Genomic DNA, 11,559 nt, shown 5'->3' on the forward strand with positions numbered 1-11,559 from the left:
CCATGGGTCAGCTCATCTACTCCGGGCAGGCGCTCGACCTGCACATCGACGACCGTGCCCTGACGCACCTGCAGATCGTCATCGTCAACATGCTCCGCCGCGATCACCGCTTCGTGTTCTCGTGGAAGGACGACGCGCTGCACGGCGACGGTCGGTCGAGCATCTGGTTGCACCCGAACGTCAGCCTGCACTTCAAGTTCGCGGGCAGCCGGACGCCGTCGATCAACCGGTCGTGGCTCGAGGAGCTCTACGCCTCGGCGTCCTCCGGGGCCGGGCTGGTCCTGACGCCCGAGCCGAACGACACGAGCGTCGGCGAGGACTCCCCGTGGTCGCGCGCGGTCGCCCCGGGCGGGACCGAGGACCTGCAACACGGGGCCGACGGCTAGCAGGAACGGACCGCCAGGTCGCGGACCGGTCGCGCCGCGGCGCTCCGACTCGTACAGCAGGACCAAGGATTCCCAGTCAACGGGTACCCGCGAAGCGCGCAGATCGCGTACATTCATGAGGACCACTCCGCAGTACGGCTCCGTTCCCGGCTCAGGGCGCCGCGCGGACACGGGAATCCTGGATCAGGGGATTCTCACGGACTCGAGTGGTCAGGTCGCCGCCCCACCCGCGGATTCGGGTTCCAGACGGTGGGACGGCGACCACCCATCCGGGTCAGGGCCGCGTCAGTAGACGTCCCGCACGTAGCGCTTCGCCCGGCGCAGGTCCGCCAGGTACTCGGCCGCGTCGTCGTCGCCCTTCCCGCGCTGCTCGGCGATGACCGCCAACAACGCCGTCTCGACGTCCTTCGCCATCCGCGAGGCGTCACCGCACACCGTGAAGGTCGCGCCGTCCTCCAGCCACGCGTACAGCTCGCGGGACTGCTCGCGCATGCGCGTCTGCACGTAGACCTTCTCGGCCTGATCGCGCGAGAACGCCAGGTCCAGGCGGGTCAGCACGCCCTGGTCCTGCAGTTGCTCGAGCTCGTCGCGGTAGACGAAGTCGGTGTCCCGGTGCTGGTCGCCGAAGAACAGCCAGTTCGCCCCCGTCGCCCCGCGGGCGGCCCGCTCGTGCAGGAAGCCCCGGAACGGCGCGATGCCCGTCCCCGGCCCGACCATGACGAGCGGCGCGTCGTCGGCCGGCACGCTGAAGGCGGCGTTCGGCTGCAGGTACACGCCGACCTGGTCCCCGACGGCCACGCGGTCCGCCAGGTGGGTGGACGCGACACCGGCGTGCCGGCGGTTGACGTCCCCGTACCGGACCGACGCCACGGTCAGGTGGACGTGACCGGGGTGCGCGAGCGGGCTCGACGAGATCGAGTACTGCCGGGCCTGCAACGGACGGAGGAACGGCAGCAGCGCATCGAGTCCCGGCGCGTCCGTCCCGGCGTCACGGAGCAGGTCGAGGACGTCACGGCCCCAGAGCCACCGGTCCAGCTCGTGCTTGTCGCCGTGCGCGACGACCGCGGCCAGCTCGCTCGCCGGCGCGCGCTGCACCAGGTCCGCGATCAGGTCCTTCGACGGCGTCCGGACCTCGCGGTCCGTCCGGAGCAGCTCGCGCACGGTGCGTCCGTCGAACGTCTCGTCCCCGGTCGCAGCGAGGTGCGTCAGGAGCTCGTCGACCAGGCCGTCGTCGTTCTGGGGCACGACGGCCAGCGCGTCGCCCGCCGCGTACTGGATGCCGCTGTCGCCCAGGTCGAACTCGTAGTGCCGGATCTCCTTCGCGCTGCGCGGGCCGGAGAGCAGCCGGTTCGCGACCAGACGCGCCGGGTACGGGTTGCGCTTGGTCCACTGCGACCCCGGCCGGGAGGCCCGGCTCGTCCCCGCCACGTCGGCTGCGGTGGCACCCGTGGCCGCGGCGCCGCCGGGGGCGGACGCTCCGGTCGCCCCGACCGTGGTGGCGATCCGGTCGAGGACGGCGGCGGTCCACATCGCGGCGGGGTCCTCGAAGTCCACGTCGCAGTCGACGCGGTCGTGGACGCGGGTCGCGCCGAGCTGCTCGAAGCGGGTGTCGATGAGCTTGCCGGCCTGGCAGAACTCGTCGTAGCCGGTGTCGCCGAGCCCGAGCACCGCGTACTGCAGGCCCTCGAGCCGCGGCACGGTCGATGCCTGCACCGCGTCCCAGAACAGGGCGGCGTTGTCGGGCATCTCGCCCTCGCCGTACGTCGAGGTGACGACGAGGACGTGCGACATCGTGGCGAGCTGCTCGGGGGAGACGTCGTCGAGCGCGGTGGCACGGGCGCCGAGTCCGCGGGCCTTCGCACCCGAGACCAACGCGTCGGCGAGGGACTCCGCGGTGCCGGTCTGGGTGCCGAACAGGACGTCGATCGTCGTCGTGGGAGCGGGCGCGGCGGTCTTCTTCCCCGCAGCGGCGATCCCGGCGATGAACCCGGCGAGCCAGGACTCCTGCGCGGCGGAGAACGGGGCGTCGACCGGGATCAGGGCGCCGGTCGGGGGCAGCAGGCTCACGCGGACACCGCCTCGACCGGCGCCTGCGGGGCGCGCCGGGCGATGTCGTCGAGCGCCGCGGTCGCGAGCAGCTCGTCGAGGCGGGCCGCCCGCAGACGTCCGTCGTTCTTGGCGTTCTGGTGCATGATCCAACCGGTGGTGCCGGGTGCGTCCATGCTGCGGTTGTTCCGCTGCGTGAGCGCACGCTTGTGGTCGTCGAGGCGCTTGACCGCGATCAACGTCGCGAGCTCGTCGTCGCCGAAGCGGTCGAGGGTCCCGCGCAGGTACTTCACGACGCGCTGCTTGACGAAGAAGTCCTCGGTCAGGACCAGGTTCCGCACGGCCGCGGCGACGCGGGGGTCCGCCGGGTCGGTCGCACCGGGGACCCGCTCGAGCGCCAGGTCCTGGGCGACACCGAGCACCGTGTACGACGACAGGAGCGAGAACATGTCCGCGCCCTGGTCGCCGAGCGCCGGGGCCCGCCCGTCGAGCACCGTGCGGCGGTCGCGGTAGTCGGTCTTGAACGCGCGGAGCTTGTCCGTCGCGGCCCCGGTCGCCAGTTCGTCGAGCAGCTCGGCGCGGGTGCTGGCGGCCGTGATCGCCTCGGCGTCCTGTGCGAGCAGGAGCGCGCGGGGCATGCCGACGTAGACGTGCGTCCGCGTGGCGGCCCAGTCGGCGAGCAGCCGTCCGGCGAGCGGCGATCCCGTCGCGTCGTGGTGCCACTCGAGCAGCAGTCGTGCGGCGTCCTCGTGGAACGCGCCGTACGCGGTGTCCGTGAGCGGGAAGACCAGCAGCGAGTCGGTGCTGGCGCGCTCGGTGACCTGCCCGCTCGGGTCGTACTGGTACAGGAAGCCGCCGGACATGCCGTTGCCCAGGCCCTTGCCGAAGCCGCCCGTGTTGAACACCGCGCCGCCGGTCATGTACTCGCAGCCGAAGTCGCCGAAGCCCTCGACCACCGCGGTGGCGCCGGAGTTCCGGACGGCGAACCGGTCGCCGGCCTCGCCCTCGACGAACGTGCGGCCGCCCGTCGCGCCGAACAGCGCGAAGTTGCCCACCAGGACGTTGCCGCCGCGTGCCGTGCTGCCGCCACCGGGCGCGCGCACGACGATCCGACCGCCGCTCTGGCTCTTGCCGAGGCCGTCGTTCGCGGTGCCGGTGTGCGTCAGCGTCACGCCGTCGTTCGTGAAGACGCCGTAGGACTGGCCCGCCGAGCCGCTCGTGTGGATCGTCACCGCGCCGTCGACCAGACGTCGGCGGCCACGGTCGTCGGTGCTGACCGCGGGGGCGTCCTGCACCGCCGCGGCGTCGAGCTCGTGGTTGAGGAGCCGCTCGAGGTCGATCCCGAGCTGCCCGCCGACGGACTTGTCGGCGTTGCCGAGCACCACGCCGTCGATCGTGACGCTGTGCTCGTGCCGGGTCAGCAGCGCCGTCCGGACCTGCTCGATCAGGGCGTCGTCGGTGCGGTAGTCCTTCTCCAGGTACTCCGGGTCGGTGACGACCTTCTCGGGCACCCGCGCGAGCAGGTTCCGCACGTCGAGCCGCCCGACGCTCGCCGGGTGGTCGAGCAGCTGCAGCAGGTCGGTGCGTCCGCGCGCCTCGCGCAGCGACCGCAGGCCGAGGCGGGCCAGGATCTGCCGGACGTCGTGGGCGATGTTGAGCAGGTACTGCGCGAGCGCGCGGGGGTCGCCCTCGAACGCCTCGGCGTTCGTGGTCAGGCCCGCCGGGCACTTCACGTTGCAGTTCTTCGCCATCACGCAGCCGAGCATCATCAGCGCGGTCGTGCCGAACTCGAACGAGTCGCCGCCGAGCAGCGCACTCGTGACGACGTCCGACCCGGTCTGGTGGGCTCCGGAGCACCGCAGGGTGACCTTCTGGCGCAGGCCGTTCGCGACGAGGGCCTGGTGGACCTCGGCCACGCCGATCTCCGCCGAGCGCCCCGCGTACTTCAGGCTCGTGACCGCGGCGGCACCCGTGCCGCCGGTGTTCCCGGCGACGTTGATGACGTCGGCGCCGGCCTTCGCCACGCCGACGGCGATGGTGCCGATGCCCTCCGACGAGACCAGCTTCACGACCACCCGGACACGGGCGGCCTTGCAGTCGTGGATCAGCTGCGCCAGGTCCTCGATCGAGTACGTGTCGTGGTGCGGCGGCGGCGAGATGAGCTCCACGCCCGGGGTGCCGCCACGTGCTGCGGCGATGTCGACCGTGACCTTCGGCGCGGGCAGCTGTCCGCCCTCGCCGGGCTTGGCGCCCTGGCCGATCTTGATCTCGAGCTCCTCGAGCATCGGGTCGGCCAGGTAGCCCGCCCAGATGCCGAACCGGCCGGACGCGAACTGCTTGATGCGCGAGCCGCGGATCGTGCCGTAGCGGGAGTGGTGCTCGCCGCCCTCGCCGGAGTTCGACATGCCGCCGACCATGTTCGTGCCGTGCGCAACGGCCTCGTGCGCGGTGGCGACGAGCGCGCCGTGGCTCATCGCCCCGGACGCCAGGGTCCGCGTGACCTCGTGCGCCGGCTGCACGTCGGCCAGGTCGACGCTCGCGGGAGCGCTCTCGAGCAGGGCCAGCAGCGCGACCGCCGAGCCGGTGGCGCGGAGCGTCACCTGGTCCGCGTCGACGGAGTCGACGTCGACCTGACCGGGGAAGAGCAGGGCGAGGGCGTCCGCGAGGGCCGTGTGGCGCTCCGTGCCCAGCGACCCCGTGGACGTGAGCCGCAGGCGGAACCGCACCGGGCCTCCCGGCTGGGTGTCACCGGAACCGACGCGTGATCCGAGCAGGCCGCGCACCGTGACGCTGGTGTTGCCGGTGAGCGAGAACCGGCCGAGCTCGCGCGCGAAGTCCTCGGCGGTGTCGATGCCGGTGACGTCGGCGGGCAGCGCGAGCACGTCGCGGAGCGCGCTCGGGCGGCGGGACCGCTCGTCGTGCGTGGTCTGCAGGAACGTCCGGTAGCCGGGCGTGATGCGGAAGGCGTCGATCTCGGCGTCACTGAGCCGGTCGTACCCGGTGTTGCGGTAGGCGGCGTCGGTGATGCCGAACGCGTCGTCGAGCTGGCCGAGCGTCAGGAGCCGGAGGGCTTCGCTGTCGCCGGAGCGCTCGAAGGTGGGGCGCTCCTCGGTCATGCCGCCGAAGCCGCGGACGCTCGCGACGCCGAACGAGTGTCCCGCCCCGTCCGAGCGCTCCTTGAACAGGCCGAGCAGCGGCACCTGGGCGTCGTTCTGCACGCTCCGCGCCCGCTCGTGCCACTCGGTCGCGGCCTGGGCGATCCGGGCGAACCCGACCCCACCGACCGGGGCGTCCATGTGCGGGAAGACCGTCGCGAACAGGTCGTCGCGGGTGTCGAGGTAGTTCGGCTCGAAGAACTCGCCGCCGATGTAGCTCTCGGCGGTGCACAGCCCGACGCGGCCCATCGTCTTGGCGAGGGCCTTCTCGGCGGCCTTGCGGAAGCGCTTCAGGGCCTCGTCGGTGGCGGTCAGCTCGCCGGCCGGGGCCGGGGCGGCGGGGTACTGCTCCTCGGCGCGGAGCCTGGCGGACAGGCTGTAGACGGCCGACGCACCGAACCCGAGCGCGGTGGCGACGTGGTGCGAGGACGGCAGCTGCCCGCTCTCGGCGACGACCGAGACGCGCAGCCGGAGCCCGGTCTCGATGAGCCGCTGGTTGACGGCCGCGACCGCCAGGATCACCGGCAGGGCGGCGTGCGTGCTCGACACGCTGCGGTCGGTGACGACGGCGATGCCACCGCTGGTGCGGGCGAAACGCTCGACGGCGTCACTCAGTGCGGTCACGGCGTCGCGGACGGCGTCGGCGTTCGCCTGTTCGTCGCCGAGGACCGGGACGTAGAGCATGTCGAAGCGCTCGAGCGGGACGATGGTCTGGTCACGCAGGCGCACCATGTCGAGGTGGCCGAGGATCGGCGACTGCACCACGAGCTGGCGGGAGGGGGTGCCCGTGCCCGTGCCGTCCGGCTTGCTCCCGAGGGCCACCCGCATGCTCATGCCGTCGGCTTCGCGGATGGAGTCCAGCGGCGGGTTCGTGACCTGGGCGAAGCGCTGCGAGAAGTACTTCGCCATGCCGCCCTCGGTGTCGCTCAGGGCGTTGATGGCGTTGCCGTAGCCCATCGCCGAGATCCGCTCCGACCCGTTCTGCAGCATCGGGTCGAGCATGAACCGGAAGCTCTCCTGGTTCAGCGACCACGCCACGTACCGGCCCTGCAGCGTCAGGTCGCCGTCGTAGCCGAGCGTGTTCGTCGTCCGGTCGTAGTCCGGTGCGGGCAGGTCGTCCAGGTCCACCCGAGCGGCCTCGAGCAGCGTGCCGTAGTCACGGCGGGCGGCGAGCATCGCCAGGACCTCGTCGGTGCGCATGAGCGTGCCCGTGCGGTGGTCGACGACGAGCATGCCGCCGGCCTCGATGCGGCCGCGGTGCGTGACCTCGTCGTCCGCGAACGTCACCTGGCCGGCCTCGGACGCCACGATGAGGTACTCGTCCGTCTGCACGGTGCGCAGCGGACGGAGTCCGAGTCGGTCCAGGCGGGCGCCGACCACGTCGCCGTCGCTGAAGATGACCGCTGCCGGGCCGTCGTTCTTCTCCTCGTACAGCGAGAAGTACTCGAGCATCGCGCGGACGTCGTCGGTCAGGGTCCGGTCGTTCTCCCACGCCGGCGGCATGAGCGACACCACGGCCTCGACGATCTCGAGGCCGTCGTCGAACACGCGGCTCTGCAGGATCTGGTCGAGCCGGCTGGAGTCCGACTGCCCGGGCGGCCGGACGATGCTGCGCGTGCGGGCCTGCGCGAGCGCCTCGTCGGAGAGCCGGTTCTTGCGGTCGGTGTTGAGCTCGCCGTTGTGCGCCATCAGGCGGAACGGCTGCGCCATCGTCGGGTGCGGTTCGGTGTTCGTCGAGAAGCGCGTGTGGAAGTACAGGGTGCGGACCGAGTGCCGTGGGTCGGCGAGGTCGGTGAAGTAGCCGATGACCTCGCTCGAGTTGAGGCGGCCCTTGAGCACCTGCGTCCGGGCGCTCAACGACAGCGGCGACAGGGCGGCGTGCGGCAGGTGGCGCTCGGCGGCCTCGCCGTACGCGATCGACTCGATCGCCAGCAGGGCACGGTTCGCGGCGGCGTCCACCTCGGTGCGGGTCCAGTCCGACGGGGCGCGGAAGACCCACTGCACGATCGGCAGTTGGTACTGCTCGGCCTCGGGACGGGCGACGGTGTGGTCGACCGGGACGTCGCGGACCAGCAGGAGCTCGAAGCCCTGGGCTGCCAGCTGCTCGGTGACGGTCTGCACGGCGCGGTCGCGCTCGCGCGTCTCGCTCGGGACGAAGCAGTTCGCGACGCCGAAGTGGCCGCTGACCAGCTCGACACCGGTCAGGGCGCTGAAGAACTCCACCGACAGGTCGACACTGATCCCGGCGCCGTCACCGACACCCTCGGCCGACTTGCCACCGCGGTGCGGGATCGAGCACAGCGCCTCGTCGCCCTTGCGGATGACGTCGTGGCTCGGGGTGCCGTCCAGGCGCGTGATGAAGCCGACGCCGCAGTCGGAGGATTCGCGGGCAGGGTCGTAGAGACCGAAGGGGGAGGGGTTCACGAGCGGGTCCAGTTGGCGTGTGCCGGCAGCGGACGACGGAGGCTGCAACTCTGGAGCGCTCGCCGCGGGCGGACCGGTGGTGACGGCGTGGCCCTGTGGGGGTGTGGTGCGGTGAGGCGATGCTACGGCTTGGTATACCGCCGCCGCAACACAGTGACGCCGGTCCACCTCGCGGAGTTCGCGAGGCGGACCGGCGCCGGTCGGACAGGGGCTACTCGGAGCCCTCGTCCTCCTCCTGGTTGAAGTGCGAGTCGTCGTCGGAGAACCCGGCCGCGACGCCCTCGGGGTGGTCCGGGATCGTGCTGTCCTTCCCCAGGCCGCCGGGCTTCTCGGTGCCGTCCGGGTCGGGTGTGCTCGTGTCGGTCATGTGCGGCTCCTTCGCTGCGAGGGGTGGAGCCGCCACGGTACTCAGCCGTGCTGCCGGGGTGCTGCGCGGTGCCTGTTCCGCTGCGTGGGTGGCCGGACCTCGCACGGTGCGAGATCGGGCGGGATCGCACGGGGTCGCACCGTGCGCGGTTGCCCTCTGGTGCGCGCTGAGCGGCTCGGTGCGAGGTCGTTCCCGTGCACGGGGCCGCCAACCGCGCACCGATGGAGAACCCCGCACCGTGCGCGCTCCGCACGGGGGCGCCGACCTCGCACGGTGCGCGGTCCTCAGGCGCGCGGGGCCGGACGGGAGGCCGTGGCCGGGTCCGCCACGACGGTCACCGGGGCCGCGGCTGCCGTCCCGGGCGTCACGAGCTCCGGCCGCCGCCGCGTCCGGAAGACCCAGGCCTTGAACAGCACGAACCGGACCAGCGTGGCGAGCAGGTTCGCTGCCGTCAGCACGGCGATCTCCGCACCGTGCGAGGCTCCCGGCGCCGTGGCGTGCAACACGACCAACGACCCCGCCGTGATGGCCCACGCGATCCCGAAGACGACGAGCCCCTGCACCTGGTGCCGTCCGGCGCCAGCTCGGCCGCGCATCCCGAAGGTGAACCGGCGGTTGAGCGCGGTGTTCCCCACGGCGGTGACCAGCAGCGCCACGAAGTCCGCCGTCTGCGCGCCGATCGCCGGGCGGAACAGCGCGTAGAGCAGCGCGAACGCGATCGTCGAGACGACCCCGATCGCGCCGAAGCGCAGCACCTGCTCGAGGATCCCGACGTGCGGCGTGGAGAACGGCTGCCGCCCGATCGCCCGGTACACCGGTGCGATGGGGATGCGCCCGGTCGCCAGTCCCCGGGACACCCGCCACATGCCGCGCAGGTCCTCGGTCGCGGTCGAGGTGATGTCGACCGAGGAGTCCACGTCGTCCACCCAGTCCACCGGCACCTCGTGCACGCGCAGTCCGGCGTGTTCGGCGAGCACGAGCAACTCGGTGTCGAAGAACCACGCGTCGTCCTCGCACAGCGGCAGGAGGTGCTCGGCGGCTTCGCGCGTGATCGCCTTGAAGCCGCACTGCGCGTCGGAGAACGAGACGCCCATCGTGCTCCGCAGCAACAGGTTGTACGAGCGCGAGATGAACTCCCGCTTCCCACCGCGGACGACCCGCGACGACCCGGCCAGCCGCGTGCCGATCGCCAGGTCCGAGTGACCGGACAGCAGCGGGGCCACCAGGGGCTCGAGCGCGGCCAGGTCCGTCGACAGGTCCTCGTCGAGGTACACGAGCACCCGCGCCGGGGACGCTCCCCACACGGCCTTGAGCGCGCGACCGCGGCCCTTGAGCGGCAGGTGGACGGCGTGGACGCCGTCGAGCATCGCCGCCAGGTCGTCCGCGATGCGGGGCGTGTCGTCCGTCGAGGCGTTGTCGGCGATCGTGATCCGCCACGATCCGGGCAACGAGCTCCGGCAGAACGCGTGGAGCCGGCGGACGTGCGCCGCCAGGGTGTCCTGTTCGTCGTGGCAGGGGACGACGATGTCGATGTCGAGGGTCTGGTCCGTCTCCGTCATGTCCCGATGCTCGGCAGCGGGGCAGTGGGGACCGGAGCACCCGGCTGTGGTGGCGGTAAGAACGCCGAGCGACCGTTCCGCCGGTGTTCACCTGCCGCGCGGACAGGGGGTGGACCGATCGGTACGCTCCGACATGCGACACCTGTCGATCAGCGGGCAGGTGCTGACGGAGGGGCACCGTGGCCGCACCAGACGACGACCGCCGGACACCGGCGCTGCTGCCGGGGGAACGCCTGGGCCTCGGGCTCGACGACCGGTGCGACGAGTTCGCGCGCCTGCTGCTCGAACCGCCCCTCGACGGCATCGACCCGGACGGCCGAGCCTGGCTCCACGAGCGGTACGCCGAGATCGTCCCGGTGGTCCTGCCGGCGGCGCTGCACGCGGTGGAGCATGGCACGCCGGTGGCGCCGGAGGCCGTCCTGGCGCTCCGAGCACTCGCGGCCGACCGGGCATCGGACCCCCGGGCGGCCGCCCCCGTCGCGCTCCGTGGTGCACTGCCCGCCCTGCGCGTCTTCACCCTGGTGATGCGCTCGGCCGGACACGAGCACGTCGGCCGCTCGATGCTGGCGATGGGCCGTGCCTCCCTGGTCGCGCACGAGCTCGGGACCTGCTGGTTCGAGGCGTGGATTCACGAGCGCCGGCGGGCACCGGTCGCGGACGCGGCGGAGACCACGGTCGACCTGGTCGCGCGGGTGCCCGGGCTCGACGCCACCGAGGAGCAGATGCTGGCGCTCGCCGCCGAGGGGATGTCGAACGATGCCATCGCGCAGGAGACCGCGTACAGCCGGCAGGCGGTCGCGTGGCACCTCGGACGCCTGATGCGTGCCTGCGGGGCTCCGAACCGCACCGCCCTGGTCTCGGTGGCGTTCTGTCGGGGCTGGCTCCGGGCCCGGCGACGCCCCGGACGCACGGACACCCCGTGAGACCCGGCGCTCCGGACGCACGGACACCCCCTGGGACCGCGAGGCCCCAGGGGGTGTCGGCGTGGTGCGCGGGTCAGCCGCCGTTGACGCTGATGACGTTGTCGGTGCGCGAGATGTTCCCGAAGACGCCCCAGTTGAGGTAGCCGCCGTCGCCGTTGTTCGTGACCTTGCCGGGGCCCTTGAACCAGTAGATGACGTAGTTGCCGCCCTTGATGTCGATCGACTGCGCGTCGGCGACGTCGCCCTCGACGGTGATCGGCTGGTCCTTGTTCACGACCGCGACCGTCAGGCGGTCGGGGTTGCCGGCGTTCCAGTAGCCGACGTCGAGCGCCGCCTGGACGGCCCCGCTGCGGTCGCTCTGGTCGTTCACCGCGTCCTTGATGGCGTTGACGATCGCCACCGGGTCGAGGTTGACGTTGACGCTCCCGCCGACGCTGCTCGAGGGGGAGGACGTGGGTGCGGGCTCTGCCGCGTGGGCCGGTGCGGCGACGAACGCGCCAGCGACCAGTGCGCCGCCGAGGGCGGTGCCGGCGAGGGTCTTCATTGTCTTCGACTGGAAGGAGTTCATGATCTGGTTCCCATCTCTGCAGGTGTGGCCGGTGTGGCCGTCGTGCTCGGACATGACCCATCCTGCGAGCCGCCCGGCGCCGGTGCACGTGATCGGCCCGGACGTTGGACGATCGTCTGACACCGGGGCGA

Annotated in this window: 7 protein-coding genes; 2 read left to right on the forward strand and 5 right to left on the reverse strand. The window is 72.3% G+C overall.

The window, feature by feature from the left end:
* Positions 1 to 2 precede the first annotated feature (2 nt).
* A complete protein-coding gene (locus BIU90_RS09580; protein ID WP_071300012.1) occupies positions 3 to 386 on the forward strand; it encodes an ATP-dependent DNA ligase in 384 nt (127 codons plus the stop codon).
* Positions 387 to 671: 285 nt separating this feature from the next.
* Here BIU90_RS09580 and BIU90_RS09585 read toward each other — a convergent pair whose 3' ends face one another.
* The 4 genes from BIU90_RS09585 to BIU90_RS09595 all read right to left on the reverse strand — a co-directional run bounded on the left by BIU90_RS09585 (position 672) and on the right by BIU90_RS09595 (position 9,937).
* Positions 672 to 2,453 (reverse strand): sulfite reductase subunit alpha, encoded by a 1,782-nt coding sequence (locus tag BIU90_RS09585; RefSeq protein ID WP_083403841.1) that lies wholly within the window; start codon positions 2,451 to 2,453, stop codon positions 672 to 674.
* Complete coding sequence (locus BIU90_RS09590) at positions 2,450 to 8,011, reverse strand: glutamate synthase-related protein (RefSeq protein ID WP_071300013.1); 5,562 nt, start codon at positions 8,009 to 8,011, stop codon at positions 2,450 to 2,452. The genes BIU90_RS09585 and BIU90_RS09590 overlap by 4 nt, the downstream gene beginning before the upstream one ends.
* 211 nt (positions 8,012 to 8,222) lie before the next feature.
* On the reverse strand, positions 8,223 to 8,378 hold the full coding sequence (locus tag BIU90_RS18680) for a hypothetical protein (RefSeq protein ID WP_175470179.1): 156 nt from the start codon (positions 8,376 to 8,378) through the stop codon (positions 8,223 to 8,225).
* 284 nt (positions 8,379 to 8,662) lie between these two features.
* Positions 8,663 to 9,937 carry a glycosyltransferase gene (locus tag BIU90_RS09595; protein ID WP_071300014.1) on the reverse strand — a complete coding sequence of 425 codons (1,275 nt, stop codon included), beginning with the start codon at positions 9,935 to 9,937 and terminating at the stop codon, positions 8,663 to 8,665.
* Between the two features lie 179 nt (positions 9,938 to 10,116).
* On the opposite strand from BIU90_RS09595, the gene BIU90_RS09600 reads away from it, so the two are divergent.
* Positions 10,117 to 10,860, forward strand: a complete 744-nt coding sequence (locus tag BIU90_RS09600; RefSeq protein ID WP_071300015.1) for a helix-turn-helix transcriptional regulator — start codon at positions 10,117 to 10,119, stop codon at positions 10,858 to 10,860.
* A 73-nt stretch (positions 10,861 to 10,933) separates the two neighbouring features.
* Here the strand turns inward: BIU90_RS09600 and BIU90_RS09605 are convergent, their stop codons facing one another.
* Positions 10,934 to 11,482, reverse strand: coding sequence for a hypothetical protein (locus tag BIU90_RS09605; protein ID WP_254786997.1), 549 nt, complete (start codon positions 11,480 to 11,482; stop codon positions 10,934 to 10,936).
* Between the last annotated feature and the right edge of the window lie 77 nt (positions 11,483 to 11,559).

This window comes from Curtobacterium sp. MCBA15_001, assembly GCF_001864835.1.
Taxonomy (GTDB): Bacteria; Actinomycetota; Actinomycetes; order Actinomycetales; family Microbacteriaceae; genus Curtobacterium.